Source organism: Massilia sp. S19_KUP03_FR1 (assembly GCF_036688685.1).
GTDB lineage: Bacteria > Pseudomonadota > Gammaproteobacteria > Burkholderiales > Burkholderiaceae_D > JALYUM01.
This window is the reverse complement of sequence record NZ_JAQQPS010000006.1, coordinates 214,429-234,612: the sequence shown is the minus strand read 5'-3', so window position 1 is coordinate 234,612 and position 20,184 is coordinate 214,429. Positions and strand designations below refer to the sequence as shown.

Annotated in this window: 18 protein-coding genes and 1 tRNA gene; 12 read left to right on the top strand and 7 right to left on the bottom strand. The window is 60.8% G+C overall.

Translation table 11 applies throughout. The annotated features are described in order from the left end of the window. Positions 1–22 precede the first annotated feature (22 nt). The 3 genes from ybaK (at position 23) to V6M87_RS08900 (ending at position 1,927) form a co-directional block, all read left to right on the top strand. Positions 23–514 carry a Cys-tRNA(Pro) deacylase gene (gene ybaK, locus V6M87_RS08910; protein ID WP_332876259.1) on the top strand — a complete coding sequence of 164 codons (492 nt, stop codon included), beginning with the start codon at positions 23–25 and terminating at the stop codon, positions 512–514. A 70-nt stretch (positions 515–584) separates the two neighbouring features. Beyond that, positions 585–1,211 carry a glycerol-3-phosphate 1-O-acyltransferase PlsY gene (gene plsY / locus V6M87_RS08905; RefSeq protein ID WP_332876258.1) on the top strand — a complete coding sequence of 209 codons (627 nt, stop codon included), beginning with the start codon at positions 585–587 and terminating at the stop codon, positions 1,209–1,211. Between the two features lie 56 nt (positions 1,212–1,267). After that, positions 1,268–1,927 carry a DsbA family oxidoreductase gene (locus V6M87_RS08900; protein ID WP_332876257.1) on the top strand — a complete coding sequence of 220 codons (660 nt, stop codon included), beginning with the start codon at positions 1,268–1,270 and terminating at the stop codon, positions 1,925–1,927. Here V6M87_RS08900 and V6M87_RS08895 read toward each other — a convergent pair. The 3 genes from V6M87_RS08895 to V6M87_RS08885 all read right to left on the bottom strand — a co-directional run bounded on the left by V6M87_RS08895 (position 1,924) and on the right by V6M87_RS08885 (position 5,122). Further along, positions 1,924–2,772, bottom strand: coding sequence for an endonuclease/exonuclease/phosphatase family protein (locus V6M87_RS08895; RefSeq protein ID WP_332876256.1), 849 nt, complete (start codon positions 2,770–2,772; stop codon positions 1,924–1,926). The genes V6M87_RS08900 and V6M87_RS08895 overlap by 4 nt on opposite strands. 67 nt (positions 2,773–2,839) lie before the next feature. Continuing rightward, positions 2,840–3,886, bottom strand: a complete 1,047-nt coding sequence (gene tsaD, locus V6M87_RS08890) for a tRNA (adenosine(37)-N6)-threonylcarbamoyltransferase complex transferase subunit TsaD (RefSeq protein ID WP_332876255.1) — start codon at positions 3,884–3,886, stop codon at positions 2,840–2,842. Positions 3,887–4,063: 177 nt separating this feature from the next. Continuing rightward, complete coding sequence (locus V6M87_RS08885) at positions 4,064–5,122, bottom strand: 3-deoxy-7-phosphoheptulonate synthase (protein WP_332876317.1); 1,059 nt, start codon at positions 5,120–5,122, stop codon at positions 4,064–4,066. Between the two features lie 104 nt (positions 5,123–5,226). Between V6M87_RS08885 and ybiB the strand changes: the two genes are divergently transcribed. Further along, positions 5,227–6,201, top strand: a complete 975-nt coding sequence (ybiB, locus tag V6M87_RS08880; RefSeq protein ID WP_332876254.1) for a DNA-binding protein YbiB — start codon at positions 5,227–5,229, stop codon at positions 6,199–6,201. A gap of 50 nt (positions 6,202–6,251) precedes the next feature. Next, a complete protein-coding gene (locus V6M87_RS08875) occupies positions 6,252–7,463 on the top strand; it encodes an NAD(P)/FAD-dependent oxidoreductase (protein WP_332876253.1) in 1,212 nt (403 codons plus the stop codon). Between the two features lie 37 nt (positions 7,464–7,500). Here V6M87_RS08875 and V6M87_RS08870 read toward each other — a convergent pair whose 3' ends face one another. Next, positions 7,501–9,033, bottom strand: coding sequence for a methyl-accepting chemotaxis protein (locus V6M87_RS08870; protein WP_332876252.1), 1,533 nt, complete (start codon positions 9,031–9,033; stop codon positions 7,501–7,503). Between the two features lie 79 nt (positions 9,034–9,112). Beyond that, the gene (locus tag V6M87_RS08865; RefSeq protein WP_332876251.1) at positions 9,113–9,580 is read right to left on the bottom strand and encodes a cache domain-containing protein; all 468 of its coding nucleotides are present in this window, start codon (positions 9,578–9,580) and stop codon (positions 9,113–9,115) included. Between the two features lie 316 nt (positions 9,581–9,896). On the opposite strand from V6M87_RS08865, the gene rpsU reads away from it, so the two are divergent. The 6 genes from rpsU to V6M87_RS08835 all read left to right on the top strand — a co-directional run bounded on the left by rpsU (position 9,897) and on the right by V6M87_RS08835 (position 16,624). Then, positions 9,897–10,109 (top strand): 30S ribosomal protein S21, encoded by a 213-nt coding sequence (rpsU, locus tag V6M87_RS08860; RefSeq protein WP_008451879.1) that lies wholly within the window; start codon positions 9,897–9,899, stop codon positions 10,107–10,109. A gap of 129 nt (positions 10,110–10,238) precedes the next feature. Further along, a complete protein-coding gene (locus V6M87_RS08855) occupies positions 10,239–10,688 on the top strand; it encodes a GatB/YqeY domain-containing protein (protein ID WP_332876249.1) in 450 nt (149 codons plus the stop codon). A gap of 98 nt (positions 10,689–10,786) precedes the next feature. Beyond that, positions 10,787–12,583: a DNA primase gene (gene dnaG, locus V6M87_RS08850; protein ID WP_332876248.1), complete on the top strand. Its 1,797-nt coding sequence runs from the start codon at positions 10,787–10,789 to the stop codon at positions 12,581–12,583. Positions 12,584–12,875: 292 nt separating this feature from the next. After that, positions 12,876–15,083: an RNA polymerase sigma factor RpoD gene (rpoD, locus tag V6M87_RS08845; RefSeq protein WP_442920566.1), complete on the top strand. Its 2,208-nt coding sequence runs from the start codon at positions 12,876–12,878 to the stop codon at positions 15,081–15,083. A 137-nt stretch (positions 15,084–15,220) separates the two neighbouring features. Further along, positions 15,221–15,299: transfer RNA gene (locus V6M87_RS08840), tRNA-Ile, on the top strand. 470 nt (positions 15,300–15,769) lie between these two features. Further along, positions 15,770–16,624, top strand: coding sequence for a Crp/Fnr family transcriptional regulator (locus V6M87_RS08835; RefSeq protein ID WP_332876246.1), 855 nt, complete (start codon positions 15,770–15,772; stop codon positions 16,622–16,624). Between the two features lie 850 nt (positions 16,625–17,474). Here V6M87_RS08835 and V6M87_RS08830 read toward each other — a convergent pair. Further along, on the bottom strand, positions 17,475–18,026 hold the full coding sequence (locus V6M87_RS08830) for a hypothetical protein (RefSeq protein ID WP_332876245.1): 552 nt from the start codon (positions 18,024–18,026) through the stop codon (positions 17,475–17,477). 471 nt (positions 18,027–18,497) lie between these two features. On the opposite strand from V6M87_RS08830, the gene V6M87_RS08825 reads away from it, so the two are divergent. Continuing rightward, positions 18,498–19,436: a sugar kinase gene (locus V6M87_RS08825; protein ID WP_332876244.1), complete on the top strand. Its 939-nt coding sequence runs from the start codon at positions 18,498–18,500 to the stop codon at positions 19,434–19,436. 287 nt (positions 19,437–19,723) lie between these two features. Here V6M87_RS08825 and V6M87_RS08820 read toward each other — a convergent pair whose 3' ends face one another. Continuing rightward, positions 19,724–20,170: a TssQ family T6SS-associated lipoprotein gene (locus V6M87_RS08820; protein WP_332876243.1), complete on the bottom strand. Its 447-nt coding sequence runs from the start codon at positions 20,168–20,170 to the stop codon at positions 19,724–19,726. Positions 20,171–20,184: the final 14 nt, after the last annotated feature.

Below are 20,184 nucleotides of genomic sequence, written 5' to 3'. Positions count from 1 at the left end.
TTTAGTTTGAAGCGTACCACGCATGGCAAAGAAAGAGCACGTGTCCGAAACGCCGGCCACCCAGTTCCTGCGCAAGCACCAGGCGGTGTTTGCCGATCATCCTTATTCCTATGAAGAAAAGGGCGGCACCTCGGCCTCGGCGCGTGCCCTCGGCGTGGATGAGCACATCGTCATCAAGACGCTGGTCATGCAGGACGAGGCAGCCAGGCCGCTGATCGTGCTGATGCATGGTGACCGCAAGGTATCGACCAAGAATCTCGCGCGCGCGATCGGCTGCAAGTCGGTCGAACCGTGCAAGCCGGAGGTGGCGCAGCGCCACTCCGGCTACCAGGTCGGCGGCACCTCGCCGTTCGGCACGCGCAAGGCGCTGCCGGTGTACATCGAGGCCAGCATCCTCGAGCTGGAAACGATCTATATCAATGGCGGCCGGCGCGGCTACCTGGTGGCGCTCGACCCGCGCGTGGCCGCCGGGCTGGTGCAAGCCAAACCGGTTCAGTGCGCGCTGGAAGACTGACTATCGCCGGCTGCACCGGCTGGTGTATATTCACGCACCCGGATGGTTGCCCAACAAGAAGAGAGCCTGCATGAACACCCTGATTTTTACCGTCGTCGCCTACCTGATCGGCTCGATTTCCTTTGCCGTGGTCATGAGCCGCGCCTTCGGCATTTCCGATCCGCGCACCTATGGCTCGAAAAACCCGGGCGCCACCAACGTCCTGCGCAGCGGCAACAAGAAAGCCGCCATCGCAACCTTGATCGGCGATGGCGCCAAGGGCTGGTTCGCGGTCTGGCTGGCGCTGCGCCTGGCCGACCGCTACGGCGTCGACGAGACCGGGATTGCGCTGGTGGCGATCGCCGTCTTCCTCGGTCACCTATGGCCGGTGTTCTTCCGTTTCATTGGCGGCAAGGGCGTGGCCACCGCGCTGGGCGTGCTGCTCGGCATTCATCCTCTGCTCGGACTGGCGGTGCTGGTGACGTGGCTGCTGGTGGCCTACGTTTCGCGCTACTCGTCGCTGGCCGCCCTGGTCGCCGCTGTACTCGCGCCGGTGTACTACGGCATCGCGCTGGGGGCCGATACGATCCTGGCCGCCATCGTGGTGATGAGCGCGCTGCTGCTGTACCGGCACGCGAGCAATATTTCCAATTTGCTGGCAGGTAAAGAGTCCAAGATCGGCAGCAAGGCATCGGCCGGGGCTGTCAAAAAGAACTAAGCCACCTTGATGTTCGCCCGCGCAGCCCCACCTGCATGTTTTATAAGGCGACCATCATGACCAAACCCATCAAAATCGACTTCGTCTCCGACGTTTCCTGCCCGTGGTGCATCGTCGGCCTGAAGTCCCTCGAGCAGGCGCTTGCCAACGCCAGCGATGCCGTCAGCGCCACCATCCACTTCCAGCCGTTTGAACTGAACCCGCAAATGGCCCCCGAAGGCGAGGACATCGGCGAACACATCACGAAAAAATACGGCTCCACGCCGGAGCAGCGCAAGCAGTCGCAGGAAATGCTGCGCCAGCGCGGCGAGTCGGTCGGCTTCCGTTTTGAAATGGGCGCACGCGACCGCATCTGGAATACCTTCGACGCACACCGCCTGCTGCACTGGGCCGACGAAGAAGGCCTGCAAAGCGAACTGAAACACGCGCTGTTCACCGCTTATTTCACGAAGGGTGAAAGCCCCGCGTCGCACGAGGTGTTGCTGCGCGTGGCCACCGAAGTCGGTCTCGATCCGGCCAGAGCGGCCGATGTACTGGCCTCGAACGAGTTTGCTGGTGAAGTGCGTGAAAAGGAAGAATTCTATCGCCGCGCCGGCATCAGTTCGGTGCCCGCCATCATCATCAACGAGCGCCACCTGATTTCCGGTGGCCAGACTCCCGACGTGTTCGAGAAGGCGCTGCGCCAGATCGCAGCCGAAGCCGAAGCCGAAGCCTAATCCAGGTCCAGCACAATTGGCTGGTGGTCCGAGGCAGCCGTCTCGGACTGCACTTCCACGGCCCGCACGCGCGGCGCGAGGTCCTCCGTCACGAAGAAATAATCCAGGCAAGCCGCCTGGTCCGGCCACTTGTAGCCGTGCAGGCCGACGGTGGGCGCGCGCGTCTGGCCGTCGCGCGCGGCTTGCCAGGCATCGACCAGCGGCAGTGTCGGCGTGTCGCCAGGCGGCGCCAGCATGGCATCGTAATCGCTTGAGCCCGGTGCAAAATTAAAATCGCCACAGAAGATCGCGGAAGCAGGGCGGGGGCCGAGCTGGAAGGGCGCGTCGAGCTGCCCGTCCATGCCTGGTGCGCTGGCGCGTGCGCACGCTTCGCCATGCAGGCGGCGTAGCTGCTGCACCTGGGCGGCGCGTTGGACGGCTGAATAATATTCCAGGTGCGTGGTCAGCATGCGCACCCTGCCGCCAGGTGCGTCCAGCACGGCTTCGATGGCGCCGCGCGGCATGCCGGCCGGGCTGACCGGATCGGCCGGCCACGGCAGCATGTGACGCTGCACCTGCGTGATGCGGTATTTCGACAACAGCAAATTGCCGAACAGGCGCGGCGTGTTATGACGATAGATCTCGCTGGGTGCGTGTTCGATCGCCTGATAGGTTCCGAGTGCGCCGGACAACTGCTTGAACTGGTTGGCACTGGCGCCGCCTTCGAGTTCGGGGTGATTCGCTGCCACTTCCTGCAGGCAGATGACGTCGGCATTCAACTTGCGCAAGACGTCGATAATGGCGTGGATGCGGATGCGTCCGTCCTTGCCACAGCCCCAATGGATGTTCCAACTCACTACACGCATGAAGCACCTCCGTGATACACAACGCAGGGAGTGTGCCATTAATTAACAGTCGGTGGTCACACCGTAGTCACGTTGCAGGTGTATCGATCTGGTCCAACGGCCAGCGTGGCCTGACATTGAAGCCATATTCGCGCTTGGCGGCGCCCGGATTTTGCTGCAAACGCAGGGCGCCGGCAAACGCGATCATGGCGCCGTTATCGGTGCAAAATTCCAGCTCCGGGTAATACACCTTGAAGTTCTTTTTGGCGGCAGCGGCATTGAGCGAGGCGCGCAACTGCGTATTGGCGCCGACCCCGCCGGCGATCACCAGCCGGTGCAGGCCGGTATGGCGCAGCGCACTGACGCATTTGGCGGTCAGTACGTCGACGATCGCATCGACAAAGCCGCGCGCGATATTCGCCTTGTCCTGCGCGCAGATATTCGCCACCACTTTTTCTTCATGGTTTTTCACGACCGTCAGCACCGCCGTTTTCAGGCCCGAAAAACTGAAATTGAAGTCTTTTGAATGCAGCATCGGGCGCGGCAATTTGTAGACGGTCGGGTCGCCCGATTCGGCCAGGGTTGAGATGGCCGGACCGCCCGGATAACCGAGGCCCAGCAATTTGGCCGATTTGTCGAACGCTTCGCCGGCGGCATCATCGAGCGTTTCGCCCAGCAGCGTGTATTTGCCGACGCCGTCGACGCGCATCAATTGCGTGTGGCCGCCGGAGACGAGCAGGGCGATGAAGGGAAAGGCCGGGCGCTCGGTCGCCAGCAGCGGCGAGAGCAAATGGCCTTCCAGATGGTGCACGCCCAGCACGGGTTTATCGAGCGCCAGCGCCAGGGCATTCGCAATCGAGGAGCCAACCAGCAGTGCGCCGGCCAGGCCCGGGCCTTGCGTGTAGGCGATGGCGTCGATCGCCGACATCGGCAGATCGGCGCGGGCCAACGTTTCTTTTAATAAGGGAATGGCGCGCCGTACATGGTCGCGCGAGGCGAGTTCGGGGACGACGCCGCCGTACTCTTCGTGCATGGCCACCTGGGAATGCAGCGCGTGCGACAACAGGCCGCGCTCGGTGTCATACAGGGCGAGGCCGGTTTCATCGCAGGAGGATTCGACGCCGAGAACGATCATGATTTTGTTTGCTTTGAAGTTGAGGCGGGTATTGTACGACGCGGAGAACGCCTACTTCGGGGGAGGGTTATGGGTTCCCGCCTGCGCGGGAATGACGGCATTCAGGCCAACGATCTTAAAAACGTCATCCCCGCGCAGGCGGGGACCCATACCATCTAAATCGACACCAGAAGGCATTCAAGGCCGCTGCAACAACTCCTTGTGCGCACTGCGCAGCATCGCCACCGTCTCTTCCCATCCGATACACCCATCCGTCACCGAACAGCCATATTTCAGCTGCGTCAAATCCTTCGGAATCGGCTGATTCCCGCTGACGATATTCGATTCGATCATCACGCCGACAATGGAATCGTTGCCGTGGCGGATCTGCTGGATCACATCCGACATTACCAGCGGCTGCAATTCCGGCTTTTTATAGCTGTTCGCATGCGAGCAATCGACCACCAGATTGGCCGGCAGTCCGGCTTTCTTCAGCGCCTGCGCGGCAATGGCCACCGACACCGAGTCGTAATTCGGCCGGTCCCCGCCGCCGCGCAACACCACGTGGCCATAGGCATTGCCGCTGGTGCGCACGATCGATACCGTGCCGCGGTCGTTAATGCCCAGGAAGGAATGCGGATGCGAAGACGACAGCACGGCATTGATCGCAATGCTGATATCGCCATCGGTGCCATTTTTAAAACCGACCGGCGTCGACAAACCCGATGACATTTCGCGGTGCGTCTGCGATTCGGTGGTGCGCGCGCCGATTGCGGTCCAGGCGATCAAATCGCCCAGGTATTGCGGCGAGATCGGATCGAGCGCTTCGGTGGCGGTCGGCAAACCGAGTTCGCAGACATCGAGCAGGAACTGGCGCGCTTTTTCCATGCCGGCGTCGACGCGGAAGGAATCGTCCATGTCGGGATCGTTGATATAGCCCTTCCAGCCGGTGGTGGTGCGCGGCTTTTCGAAATACACGCGCATGACCAGCAGCATGGTGTCGGCGAGTTCTTCCTGCAGCGCTTTCAGGCGGCGCGCGTAGTCCAGGCCCGCTTCCGGATCGTGGATCGAGCACGGTCCCACCACTACGAACAGGCGCTTGTCCTTGCGGTCGATGATGTTGCGCAGCGCTTCGCGCCCGCGCATGACGGTGTCGAATGCCAGATCGGTCAGCGGCAGGCGCTGGTGCAATTCGGCAGGGGTGGGCATCAGCGCGAACGAGCTGACGTTGCTGTTTTCGATGTCTTTAGTAATGATCATGGTTCTGCAAAATTCTTTCCGGGGGAGGGTCAGTGTATTACTAAACAGCAGCGCATGCTGCCGGCGCCGTTAAAATGACCGTGGAATGATAAGCTACGGCCATGCAGATCGACACCTCACTCCCGCTCGAACCCTTCCTGGCCGCCCCCTTCATCAAGGAGGTCGGCCGTGGCGTCAAAGGCGCGCGCAGCATGTCGCGCGTGGACGCCAACACCCTGTACACGGCCATGCTGGCCGGGCGCGTGTCCGACCTGGAGATGGGCGGCCTGCTGCTGGCCATGCGCATCAAGGGCGAGTCGGTCGACGAAATCGCCGGTTTCCTGGCGGCGGCGGAGGCCTCGTTCCCCCCGCTGGCCATGCCGCCGGGAGAATTTGCGCCGGTCCTCATTCCCAGCTATAACGGTGCGCGCAAGATGGCGAATTTGACGCCGCTGCTGGCGCTGCTGCTCGCGCGCGAAGGCGTGCCTGTGCTGGTGCATGGCGTGTCGACCGATCCGGGCCGCGTTACCAGCGCCGAAATTTTCGCGGCCATGGGCCTGTCGCCGTCGCGCTCCGCCATGGAAGCGGCCGAAGTGTTTTCGTGGAAACAGCCGGCGTTCATGCCGATCGAAGACCTGGCGCCGCAACTGGCGCACCAGCTCGCGCTGCGCCGCATCCTGGGCGTGCGCAACTCGGCGCACACGCTGGCCAAGATCCTGCAGCCCTTCGCCGGACCGGCGCTGCGGCTGGTCTCGTACACCCACCCCGAGTATCTGGAAACGCTGGCCGCCTATTTCGTCACGGCAGCGCCAAAGGGGCGCGGCGATGCCTTCCTGATGCGCGGCACCGAGGGCGAGACGGTGGCCAATGCCAACCGCGCTCAGGCCATCGACTGGTTCCACGGTAGCGAGCGCTTACTGATCGCCGAGCGCGACGCGCCCACCGACCATGTCGCGCCGGCCCCGGAAGCGCGCGATGCGGCCGCCACCGCCGAGTGGATCGCGCGCGCACTTGACGGCGAGGTGCCGGTGCCGGCGCCGATTGCGGCGCAGGTGGCGCATTGCGTGCGGGTATCGAAAGCGTTAGGGGCGCGTTAAGGCGTCCGGTACAATCGCTCCTTTTGTGCGCGCGAAAGTCGAGTGGCCCCATGGCAAAACAATATGATGTAGCAGTGATCGGGGCCGGCGCCGCCGGCATGATGTGCGCGGCCGTGGCCGCAGCGCGCGGCAAACGGGTGGTGCTGATCGATCACGCCGAGAAGCTGGCCGAAAAAATCCGCATTTCCGGCGGCGGCCGCTGCAATTTCACGAACATCAACACGACGCCGGCCAACTTCCTGTCGCAGAATCCGCACTTTTGCAAAAGTGCGCTGTCGCGTTACACACCGCAGGACTTCCTCGCGCTGGTCAAAAAACACCGCATCAGCCACCAGGAAAAGCATCGCGGTCAATTGTTTTGCAAGGACTCGGCCGAGCAGATCATCGCCATGCTGAAAGCCGAATGCGCCGACGGCGACGTGACCTGGCGCATGCCGTGCAAGATCGAAGCGCTGGAGCAATTCGACGACAATTTCCTGATCTCCACCGACACCGGCGACATCGAAGCGACCAGTGTAGTGATCGCCACTGGCGGCCTGTCGATCCCGAAAATCGGCGCCACCGATTTCGGCTATCGCATCGCGGAACAGTTCGGCTTGAAGATCGTCGAAACCCGGCCTGGCTTGGTGCCACTGACCTTCGACGGCCCGAGCTGGGAGGCGTTCGCGCCGCTGGCGGGCATTGCACTGGAAGTGGAAGTGGAAACCGGCACGGGCAAAGGCAAGGGCGCCGTGAAAGGCAAATTCCGCGAAGATTTGTTGTTCACGCACCGCGGCCTGTCCGGCCCGGCCATCCTGCAAATTTCCAGCTACTGGCAGCCCGGCACGCCGATCGTGGTGAACTTGTTGCCGGAGCTCGATGTCGCGGACGAACTCATTTCGACCAAGGGCACGCAAAAGAAACAGCTGGGCAATGTCGTTGGCCAGTGGCTGCCGGCGCGCCTGGTGGAGCGCCTGTTGCAGGCGCAGGGCCTGGCGCCGGATGCGCGCATCGCCGACTTGCCCGACGCCAAGCTGCGCGCGCTGGGCGATGCCATCAACCGCTGGGCGATCGTGCCGACCGGCTCGGAAGGCTACCGCAAGGCCGAGGTCACGCTGGGCGGCGTCGATACGCGCGAGCTGTCGCAGCAAAGCATGATGGTGACCAAGGTGCCGGGGCTGTATTTCATCGGCGAAGCGATCGATGTGACCGGCTGGCTCGGTGGCTATAACTTCCAGTGGGCGTGGGCGTCGGGGTTTGCGGCGGGGTCGAGCGTCGCCTGATTTGACTGGCGCCCGATTTTGCGCGGGCCGCCGTCGCTCACTTCTGCAGCAACTGCGGCGCCCCGTCACGCAGGCGGAAGGCGCCCACCACCCTGAGCAGTTCGTGGGCCTGGTCGTGCATGCTTTGCGCGGCGGCGGCCGATTCCTCGACAAGGGCGGCATTGCGCTGCGTCAGCTCATCCATTTCAGTGATGGCACTGTTGACTTCTTCGATGCCCTTGCTCTGGCGCTGACTGGCTGCGGTGATGTCGTTCATGATCTCCGTCACCTGCCTGACCGAGGCGACGATATCGCCCATGGTGCGCCCGGCGCTGTCGGCCAACTGGCTGCCGGTTTCTATCCTGGCCACGGAATCCTCGATCAGCTGCTTGATTTCTCGCGCCGCCGTGGCCGAGCGCTGGGCCAGGCCGCGCACTTCGGTGGCGACAACGGCGAAGCCGCGCCCCTGCTCGCCGGCGCGCGCCGCTTCCACGGCCGCGTTCAAGGCCAGGATGTTGGTCTGGAACGCGATGTCGTCGATGACGGCGATAATGTCCACGATGCGCCCTGAGCTGGCCTTGATCGAGCCCATCGTCTCGACCACCTGGCCGACCACGCGGCCGCCTTCCAGCGCCACGCCCGAGGTTGACAGCACCATCTGGTTGGCCTGGTGCGCATGGCTGGCATTTTCCCGCACGGTATCGGTCAACTGATGCATCGATGCTGCCGTTTCCTGCAGCGATTGGGCTTGCGATTCCGTGCGTGCTGACAGGTCGGCATTGCCCAGCGCGATCTCGCTCGCCTCCACCGTGATGGTGGAGCCGGCCTGCTTGATGTCGCTCAGCAGGGTATTCCAGTTCTGCACGACGGTCACCAGCGCGCGCGACAGCTTGCCCACTTCGTCGTCGCTCACGGCATGCAGGCGCATGGTCAGGTCGCCTGCGGCCAGCGACTCGGCCGCGCGGCAGGCGTCGTCGATGGGCCGCACCACGGCGCGCGCCACCCAGGTGGCGATCGCCGCCAGCACGGCAAAGCCGATGGCCATCGTGCCCAGCGACATCAAGGCGGCGCGCTGGCCCGCGTTCTTGGTCTCTTGCAGCGCATCGCCCGTGCGCTGATCAAGGTTGAGCAACACCTGATCGAGCTGCTTGCGCACCAGCTGATAGTGCGTGGTCGCGCTCTGCATGGCCGCCACGCCCGTGTTGGGGTCCATCGACGCCAGATCCAACGCCTGCGCGACGCTGGCCCGATAACGTTCGACCGCAGGCAGCGCTTGGGCCGCTTCGGTCGCGGCGCCGGCATAGCTTTTCAGCTCGGTCAAACTTTTGGTAATAGTGTTCAGCTGGCTATCGGTTTGCGTGCCGAACTGCTTGAATTGGGCTTCGGAAAGACTGGCGGCGATGGCGATCTTGGCATACACCCCGGCATGCACCTGACCCAGGGCGATGGCTTGCCGGTTGGCCAGCCGTTCCGCCGTCAGGGTGACATCGTTCAATTCGTGCATGCGGCGCTCGTTCTGCTGCATGGCCAAATACGACATCGCGCCCATGGCGAGCAGGCAAGCCAGCGCCACCACGGGAACGATAAACATCTTGTGTGCAATTTTCACAGGAGACCCATATTCCTGAACGCGTTGTGCGTGATACCGGCAAGGACGGCGCCGTGGCCAGTTACAGGTAGATGCCGCCGCAGACGACGGTCTCGTTCAGTTTTTCGCAGTACATCACCTTCGGTTCGATCTTCTTGCTTTCGGGATTCGTGAACTTGTATTCCTGCCAGAAGCTACCTTTGCTCTTGGCCAGGTCAACCCGCTCCTTGACGAAGGCCTTGCCATCGATATCCTTCAGATCAATTAAATTCTTGCCCACCATCTTGGCGTTGGCGCCATGGGCGGCTACGGTGCCGTCGAGCTTGTAGACCACCAGATACAGGTCATGCAGGATGAATTGCGGCGTCTTGGCGGTGATCTCGGCATAGGCCTTGGCATCGCCAGCGCTCTTGATGTAGGCCACGCCTTTCTTGACCATGGCTTCGGCATCGACGCGCGTGGCGCCGCCTTCAGCGGCCGTGCCGGCTTGCGGCAGGGCGCCGCTGGCAAGGATCAGCGACAGGCAAAAAGCAGGGGCTAACTTGGACATTGCAGTTTCCTTCATTGTGCGTATTGGAACGCCGGCGCAGGCCGGCGCGACGAGGTGGCGCCTTCGAAATACCCATTTTGAATAGTAGCGCGATGCCTGCGATCATATGATCATGCTCAAAATGTTTTTTTTGTGTGGGGGCGGATTGACAAGGTCGCGGACCCGTTTCACCGGCGCGCCAACAGCCCACATCGAGCGGCACGCCGCAGCGACAAATTCCACCCAAAACCCAAGATCACCATCAATCCCTTCCATCCCCGCCGAAACCCTGCTACACTCTCCTTCTTCCCCAAATCTAACGGTTTAATTTTTTTACATGACCACTATTCGCCTTAAAGAAAACGAGCCGTTCGAAGTCGCAATGCGTCGCTTCAAACGCACCATCGAAAAAACTGGTCTGCTGACCGAACTGCGCGCACGCGAGTTCTACGAAAAGCCAACGGCTGAGCGCAAGCGCAAGCTCGCCGCTGCTGTCAAGCGCCACTACAAGCGCATCCGCAGCCAGCAACTGCCAAAGAAATTGTTCTAAATAATACAGTCGCTTGCTCCGGTTCGCTTTTTATGCGGCGCCGGTGACCTGCCTGTGTTTTGCAGACCCGCTCCGGTTGTTGCCGCAGCGGGTTTTGCCGTTTAACGACTAATAAAAATCGAGGATGCCATGAGCCTGAAAGAACAAATCACCAACGACATGAAAGCCGCCATGCGTGCCAAGGAAGCGGGCAAGCTGGGCACGATCCGCCTGATCCTGGCCGATATCAAGCGCAAGGAAGTCGACGAGCAGATCGAACTGAACGATACGCAAGTGCTCGCCATCGTCGAAAAAATGATCAAACAGCGCAAGGATTCCATCAGCCAGTTTGAAGCAGGCAACCGCCAGGACCTGGCCGATATCGAAAAAGCCGAACTGGTGGTGCTGACCGACTACATGCCAGCCGGCCTGTCGGACGAAGAAGTGGCTGCCGAAGTCGCCGCAGCGGTGGCCGCGTCCGGCGCTGCCGGTCCGCAAGACATGGGCAAGGTCATGGCCATCGTCAAGCCGAAACTGGCTGGCCGTGCCGATATGACCGTTGTATCCGCGCTGGTCAAGAAGGCGTTGACGCCGGCCTGAGGGTTTATAACCCCGGCAATCCCGCCGCCTTGTCATAGATCAATCTGTGGCGGGCGCTGCGGTATAGTCTGATTTTAGCCAAACATTCCTGACGCCCTGTGATCCCGCAATCATTCATTACCGATTTGCTCAATCGTGTCGACATCGTCGACGTGGTGGGCAAGTACGTCCAGCTGAAAAAGGGCGGCGCCAACTTCATGGGGCTGTGTCCTTTTCACAACGAAAAGTCCCCCAGCTTCACGGTCAGCCCCACCAAGCAGTTTTATCACTGCTTCGGTTGCGGCGCCCACGGTACATCGATCGGTTTCCTGATCGAATACTCGGGCATGGGTTTTGTCGATGCCGTCAAGGACTTGGCCCAGAACGTGGGCATGGTGGTGCCGGACGCCGACGACAAGATTCCGCCGGCCCAGCGTGCCGCGCAGCAAGCGCAGACGCTGGCGCTGTCCGACGCCCTGAGCACCGCCTGCGACTTTTATCGCGGTCAATTGCGCGGCGCCACAGAGGCGATCGCCTATTTAAAGAACCGCGGCCTGACTGGCGAAGTGGCGGCGCGCTTCGGCATGGGCTATGCGCCCAGCGGCTGGGACAATCTGCGCAAGGTGTTTCCCGACTACGAGGCGCTGGCGCTGGTCGAATCGGGCCTGGTCATCGACAAGGTCGACGAAGACGGCGGCAACAAAAAACGCTACGACCGTTTCCGTGAACGCATCATGTTCCCGATCCGCAACGTCAAAGGCCAGGTCATCGGTTTTGGCGGGCGCGTCCTGGACAGCGGCGAACCGAAATACCTGAACTCGCCCGAGACGCCGCTGTTCCAGAAGGGCCTGGAGCTGTACGGTTTGTTCGAAGCGCGCCAGGCCATCCGCGACGCCGGCTATGTGCTGGTGACGGAGGGTTATATGGACGTGGTCGCGCTGGCCCAGCTCGGCTTCCCGCAAGCCGTCGCCACGCTCGGCACCGCATGCACCAGCACCCACGTGCAAAAACTGTTGCGCCAAACCGACACTGTGATCTTCAGTTTCGACGGCGATAAAGCCGGTCGCAAGGCTGCCCGGCGCGCGCTGGAAGCGTGTCTGCCGCAGGTGACCGACGACAAGACCATCAAATTCCTGTTCCTGCCGCAAGAGCACGACCCCGACAGTTTCGTCCGTGAACGGGGCGCCGATGCCTTCGCCACCGAAATCGACGACGCCATGCCGCTGTCGCAATTCCTGCTGCGCGAAGTCAATGTTGAACACGACCTGGAAACGCCGGAAGGGCGTGCGCGCACCCAGTTCGACGCCAAGCCGCTGCTGCAGTCGATGGCGCCGTCGTCACTGCGTTTGCAGATCGTGCGCGGCCTGGCCAGCCTGACGCAGTCAACCCCGTCCGAGATTGAAACGTTGTTCGAGTTGTCGAAGCCTGTGTCGGTGGCGCGCCGGGCGCCGCCGCGCCAAGGGCGGCCGCAGCCGGTGGCGCTGGAACTGAAGCTGGCGCGCCTGCTGGTGGCGCATCCGCCATTGACGCTGGAACTGAACGAAGAAGATTTGCAGGCCTTTGCGTTCTTTGGCGAAGAAGCCTGCGAGCGCCTGTGCGACCTGGTGGCGCTCGGCAAGGAACTGGGCGAATTCGGCGGTTTTGCCGCGATGTCGCAGCAGCTCAAAGAAATAGGTGCTGATTACGATCAATTGATATCTGAGATCGCTGCCGAGCCGGAAACTGACATCGACACAGAGCGCCCATTGATGATCAGTGCCGTGAGGCAGATCAAGGTTGAAGCACTTAAACAGGAACTCCAGCAGTTGATTTCAGCAGGGACGACCTCAGATTCGTTTCCGCTGCGCTACCGCGAAATCACTGCCCGGCAAGACCTGCTGGAGCGCGAGCAAATGGCAGATTTGGTGCCACGCTGACGTGATCGTTGCCCGCCTGTTGCGGCCTTGGTCACCCGGTCTTTGCGACTGGAAAATAGTAGGCTGCGTGCTATAATAAAACGCTAACAATTGCATAGATGGTAACGCTTATTGCGCCGCCATCGCCATGTCGTTTTCTGTTGGCGAGGCTACGGATTCGTGCCTGCAAGGTGATGTAAGGTATCAAAACACTTTATCTTTAACCATCGTAGAGCTTGTCGTCGTGACATCGAAAGCGCCTGTGCCAATCAAACATTCCGAACCCGATACGGCTGTTAAGCCAGCCCGCGCATTGCCTGCCGAGGCGGACAATGCCCAAGACAAAGCCGACGTCCGTAGTGGCAACCCTGCGACCAACGCACCTGCCGTCAGCCAGACCACCGATGCCGCCACCCTGGCCGCCATCGACACGTCCGGCTACGTGCTGCCGTCGGTCAAGGTTCCGGGACGGCGCGGCCGCAAGCCCAAAGAATTCACGCCTGAAAACGACGAAGTCGCCGCCCTGAATGCGGTCGAGCGCGCCGAGCTGAAGGCGGTCGACAAGGCCAAGGCCAAGGACCGCAAAGCCAAAGAAAAGGCGCTGCTGAAAGACGCGTTCTCGTCGGACACCGATGCCAGCGAAGAAGAGCTCGAGCGCCGCCGCACCAAGCTGAAAACCCTGATCAAGAACGGTAAAGATCGCGGCTTCCTCACGTACGCCGAGATCAACGACCACTTGCCGGAAAACATCGTCGATCCGGAAGCCATCGAAGGCATCATCGGCACCTTCAACGACATGGGGATCGCGGTCTACGAACACGCACCCGATGCCGAAACGCTGCTGCTGTCCGACAATGTCGCCACCGTCACCAGCGACGACGAAGCCGAGGCTGCGGCCGAGGCTGCGCTGTCGACGGTCGATTCCGACTTCGGCCGCACCACCGACCCGGTCCGCATGTACATGCGCGAAATGGGCTCGGTGGAACTGCTCACCCGCGAAGGCGAAATTGAAATCGCCAAGCGTATCGAAGACGGCCTGAAGGACATGATCCAGGCCATCTCGGCGTGCCCGGTCACCATCGCCGAAATCATTTCCGCCGCCGAGCGCATCAAGAAAGACGAAACCAAGATCGACGAAATCGTCGACGGCATGGTCGAGTCCGACGACGCGCCAGTCGCGCCGCCACCACCGGTGGCCAGCGACGACGACGAGGATGAGGAAGAGGGTGACGAGGAAGAGGGCGAAGAGGAAGAAGACGGGGCCGCTGCCGGCGGCGCCGCAGGTTATTCGGCTGAGCAACTGGAAGCCTTGAAAGTGGCCGCGATGGCCAAGTTCGACAATATCTCGGTGCAGTTCGACAAGATGCGCAAGGCCTACGAAAAAGACGGCTACAGCTCGAAAGCCTACACCAAGGCCCAGGAAACTATTTCCAACGAACTGCTGGCGATCCGTTTTACGGCCAAGGTGGTCGAAAAGCTATGCGACACCTTGCGCGGCCAGGTCGACGAAGTGCGCCACATCGAAAAGCAGATTCTCGATGTGGCCGTGAACCGCTGCGGCATGCCGCGCGCCCACTTCATCAAGGTGTTCCCGGGCAATGAAACCAACCTCGACTGGGTCGACGGCGAAGTCAAGGCTGCCCACGCTTACAGCGCCATCCTGGGCCGCAACATTCCGACCGTCAAAGAGTTGCAGCAACGCCTGATCGACCTGCAGGCGCGCGTCGTGCTGCCGCTGCCGGACCTGCGCAACATCAACCGCCAGATGGCGGCTGGAGAAATGAAGGCCCGCAAAGCCAAGCGCGAAATGACCGAGGCCAACTTGCGCCTGGTCATCTCGATCGCGAAAAAATACACCAACCGCGGTCTGCAATTCCTCGACCTGATCCAGGAAGGCAATATTGGCCTGATGAAGGCGGTGGATAAATTCGAATACCGCCGTGGTTATAAATTTTCGACCTACGCTACGTGGTGGATCCGCCAGGCCATTACCCGTTCGATCGCCGACCAGGCGCGCACGATCCGCATTCCCGTGCACATGATCGAAACGATCAACAAGATGAACCGCATCTCGCGTCAAATCTTGCAAGAAACGGGCGCGGAGCCGGATCCGGCCACGCTGGCAATCAAGATGGAAATGCCGGAAGACAAAATCCGGAAAATCATGAAGATCGCCAAAGAGCCGATCTCGATGGAAACGCCGATTGGCGACGATGACGACTCCCACCTGGGCGATTTCATCGAAGACAACAACACCCTGGCGCCATCGGACGCGGCCCTGCACGCCTCGATGCGCGGCGTGGTGAAGGATGTGCTCGATTCACTGACGCCACGCGAAGCGAAGGTGCTGCGCATGCGTTTCGGCATCGAAATGTCGACCGACCATACGCTCGAAGAAGTGGGTAAGCAGTTCGACGTGACCCGCGAACGGATCCGCCAGATCGAAGCGAAGGCGCTGCGCAAGCTGCGCCACCCATCGCGCTCCGACAAGCTGAAAAGCTTCCTGGAAGCAGGGAACTAACAGCGAACTGGGGCGTCAGGCGGATCAAGCCTTGACGCCCCACCTCATAAGCAATATCCTCTCGCCACTTCGTTACCGGCAGCACCGCTCAGCGGTCACCCCGGCGAAGCAGCGAGAAGTTCGTTGCAACGATTTCTGGGCCTCTAGCTCATGCTTGGTTAGAGCAGCGGACTCATAATCCGTTGGTGCCGTGTTCGACTCACGGGAGGCCTACCAGAATCCTTATAAAAATCAAAGACTTGCATGCTCCCGCTTGCGGGTCTTTTTTCGTTTTAGCATCCTTGTCGCGCCATGTAACCTGTGTGTAACCTGATTCGATAAATAATTGCGGCCTGTTGCATCCTCGCCAAAGCGGTGGGCGAGGGGGCCGCGCAATGTGCGTACCTACTCGGCGAAAACCTTCGTGCAACCTGACACCTTGAGGCGTGCGATCGTGTGGATCAGCTCGACGTAGGCGAGCACGGAGCCAGCGGCGCGGAAAAATTTGAAGTTGAACATCGGCTTCGTTTCAATTCCTTGGTTGTCATACTTGCATGAAATCTCCTTTGTGTGTCTCCACACAGAAACAATGTGAACCGTATGATTGTGGATGTAAAAAAAGGGAGCAATAACATAGACTTACGAGCATTTCGGGAACATAGTGGACCCCCTTGCGGTATGCGCTAGTCATAAACAGGAGCTTCCCCATGCTCAACCCTCTTCATCCATTAAAAAATCGCCTACTTGCAGAACTGGCCCGCGCCGAGTTTCATCGCTTGACCCCCTTCTTGGAACTAATTTCGCTCGCACACCACGACGTGCTTTATCAGGCCGATGGAAAGATGGTGTACGCGTACTTTCCCGTCACTGCAACTATCTCAATCGATTACTTGCTCGAAGACGGCGGTACCTCTGAAATTTCACGCATCGGCAACGAGGGCATGCTCGGCGTGTCGCTGTTTATGGGCGGCGGGCGCTCGGTCGGCCGCGCTGCGGTCCAGTCGGCCGGCTACGCCTACCGGCTCAGCTCTGCGCGCCTTATGGAAGAGTTTTATCGCAAGGGTCCTTTGCTGCGGCTTCTGTTGCGCTACACGCAGGCGCGCCTGATACAGGTTTCACAGCTAGCGGCTTGCAACACCCATCATACGACTAAGCAACGGCTGTGCCGCTACCTTCTACAGATGCTGGACCGCTCGTCTTCGAACGAGATGGTCGTCACGCAGGAAGAGATCGGGGCTATCATCGGTGTACGCCGAGAGGGAGTTACTGATGCCGCCCGGTGGTTGCAGCAACTGGGCCTCATCAGCTGGCGACGCGGCCATGTAGAGATCCACAGTCGCACGGGCCTGCTAGAACACGTTTGCGAGTGCTACGACATCGTGCGCCACGTTACGTCAAACCTTCTGCCTGAATTGACGCCAGCGAGGGCAACGATTAATAGCGCCTGGAGAACTAGCGGCGCCTTACCACCGTTTCATTTTGATGCCGATGAGCGCCACGTAGCACCTTCGCATGAAGAGGATGATAACGACGGAAGGCAGGGCGAGCTTTTATTCTCTTGACAATCTACGCTTATTTAATTCGGGTGCCCTAGTCCGCCTAGCCATCGCTTCAACGGCCAAGATAGTTGAGCCGCACCCCGATTGCAGGCTCTATAAGGATTGCCTCCAAAACACTCGAAGCCGATGATTAGCGCCCCATCCGCATGGTTCGCCTATCCTAAGACATCGGCTTTTTGCGCCCGAGTGACGCTGATAAGTCACGAGTGACTTATGTTGCAATGCAGCAATAAAAAGAATTCTCCTTTTCTTGCGGTCCTGCCGACCAGGGCCGCCTCACGCGCCACGAGAACGTCCACAGAGCGTCCGGTTGCGTGCCTGCAAGCGCCCATGATGCGCTGCACTTCGGACCTACCCCGCTTGAAGACGGCAACACTTCTAAGTTGAGGGTCACAGGTTCGATTCCTGTTGGGCAGGCCAGTAAGACGTAGCATCCATGCGGGTTCCAGCGGTTTTGGCTACTTTGCGTAGCCGGGGTCAGGTCTGACGATCCGACATTTTTGAACTATTTTCTCTAGACATTGTCGTTCCTCGCTCAGCAAAGTTTTTCGTTCTAGCAGGCTTACGGTAGTCAAGTCCGAACCGGTGGCTGCAGTCAGTGGGAAGATACCTCCCTATTGCGGCATATCCGTCACGGTACATACGGCCGCGATCAGGCGCCACTACCGTCAAAGCCTTCCTCAGTTACCGGCGGCACCGTGCACATGCGCCAGCATTAAAAGGCGCGTTTGTGGTGCGGTTGGAGGCTGAGCATCAACGCTGTTATGCACACAGTTGGTGTACCGGTCCCAGCGGGCGGCGAGTTACGTGAATGTATTTCGGACGATGGCTTGTCTCAGATTTTTCGAGCAAACTATTTCTGAGCGTCAATGCGAATTTGTCGGGCGTGTTGGGTTTCGATGCGCGCAAATCCCTCCTTAACGTTCCCGTTTGAAGGCCTGTATTCCACATACAGACTTGGCAGATCCCAGATTGCAGTGAATGTCTCGTACTTGACGCCTTCAGCGTCCTGCAAATTCTGTTTTGTCAATCTCGTTGCGACGCCATATTTCTCAGTAAAAATACGAAGGAGCTTTTCCTGGCTTCCGAGTCCCGGCGTTGCAAACTCCAACGATTCGAGATTGTCGTCGACCAACTGCACAGTGATGGAGAGCCCCTTGACGATTGGCGGTACTTCTTTGAGTCCGAAATGCACAAGGATGCGGTTGTGCGAAGATTGACTCGCTGGTTCGAGGCAGGTGTACTGTTGAATTCCCACAATTTTGTCAGCGGTGGTGTACTGGCAAACCGGCAAATCCAGCGGTTTGCCGATCTCAAAGCCGAATGGCGTCAGCTTGTTGTCGGTTTGCGCAATCGCTGAGCACGCAGTTGCAGAAACGATGAATGCAGCTAGTTTATTTTTCATCAACTTACCCTCACGTATTCTGAGAATAACGAACAAAACGATCAGGGTCAATTTTTGCAGCGGATGCCGTGACGATGATTGAAAGCCTTGCCGATCCTCGCGAGTTTGACGTTGGCAATATCCGTCGCCCGACGGCCCACGTTTCACTGCATCGCCGATGGCGGCCCAGGCCAGGCGCGTGGGCTATTCCCGCCCGCAACGCGCTGCTGTTCACGACCTTCTACGGCACCAAGACCTTGCCGACGGCAGGTTCCCTGTTCCCGATCTTCCATGACATCACGCTGGAAAACGTGCGTACCATGGGCTCGACAACAGCAACGTCAGCTCCGGCGTGTCGAATCTTTTCGGCTCGACCTGAGGCGGGCAGTACCAACGCTGCGCTGACCTGCGCTACCATGAAGGCACCGGCCCGCGCCCGCGGGGCGGACGCGGGCATGCCAGGCGTGTGGATGATTTACGAGGAGTGTTTGAATGGAAGCAGCAACGGTCTGCGTGGTCGGCGAGTGCATGATCGAGCTACAGCGCCCGGTCGAGCGCCCGGCCACGCTGGATTACCGCTTCGGCGGCGACACGCTTAACGCGGCGCTGTACCTGGCGCGCCTGCTCGGACCCGGGCGCGTGGCTTACGTGACGGGCCTCGGCGTCGATGGCATGTCGGACCAGATGTGCGATGCCTGGGACGGTGAGGGCATCGATACGGCCATGGTGCAGCGCTTGCCCGACAAGCTGCCCGGCATGTACCTGATCGAAACGGACGCCGCCGGCGAGCGCCGGTTTCACTACTGGCGCAACGATTCGGCCGCGCGCCACTGGCTGCGCGCACCCGGCGCCGATACCGTACTGCGCCAGTTGGCCGGCGCACCGATGGTGTACCTGTCGGGCATCAGCCTGGCGATCTTGTCCCCTGACGACCGCGCGCTGCTGCTGGCGGCGCTGGCGCAGTGCCGCGCCGCTGGCGGGAAGGTCGTGTTCGACAATAACTACCGCGCGCGGCTGTGGGAAAGCGTCGAGGCGGCGCGCGCGGCGTACGGCCAGGTGCTGGCGCTCACCAGCATCGCCTTGCTCACCCTCGACGACGAAGTGGCGCTGTATGGCGCATGCGATGCCGAGGCGGTCCTGGCGCGCACGCGCGCGCTGGGCCTGGCCGAGGTGGTCATCAAGTGCGGCGCCGCGCCGTGCCTGGTCTGGGCCGACGAACGCCTCGACGTGGTGCCCGCGCCTGTGGTGGCCCACGTGGTCGACACGACGGCTGCCGGCGACTCGTTTGGCGCCGCCTACCTGGCCGCGCGCATCGCGGGCGCCAGTGGCGCGCTGGCGGCAGCGGCGGGGCATCGCCTGGCCGGCGCCGTGATCGGCCAGCGCGGCGCGATCATCCCCCTGTCTGCCATGCCCGGCGCGGGTTTCGTCTAGTTTCGCGACACGATCATTGATCGGCGCTCGGGCACCTTCGTCGCGCGCATCCCGCTCGATGCGCGCGACGAAGACATGCTGGTCAGGAATGTGATGGCGTTCGCCATCATCGAAAAGGCGGCCGCGGCGCAGGCAACCGAACGGCGATGGCGCATAAATAAAAATAGAATTGTATGGAATTAGTTAATCCATACAATTCTATTGATATATTCAACAGCGTGCCCTGGCGCGGTATGCGTGCAGCCGGCTACGCCAGCATCCACCCCGCGCTCAGGCCGCAGCGCCGCTCAGACCTTGCCCTTCTTCGCCTTGAGCCACGCTGGCCACCACATCGGATGCCCCTTTTCGCCCGGCTCCAGGTCAAAGCTCGCATCGATTTTGAGGGCTTTTTCGAACTGCTGCCGGCACAGCGCCTGGCGCGATGTCAGGCAGTAGCTGAACGCCGTGTACTTCAGCGCGCTCAACTGCGTCGCCTTCGGTGCAGTCGCCACATTGGCCACAGCCAGCTTCTTGACGGCCCCGTTGTAATCGCCCTTTTCATATAGTGCGATGCCTTCTGCCAGCACCGACACCGGCGCTGCAGGCAGGATCGCCGGCGCCATCGTGTCGGGCGCAGGCGCCGGTTTGGCAACGGCGACCGCAACACGCGGCGGCGCCGCTTTCGGCGCGCCGGGCTTGGTGTCGGCGCATGCCGACAGGGCCACGCACAGTGCGATGAGAAGGGGTTGTTTCATCAAAATTCCAGTGT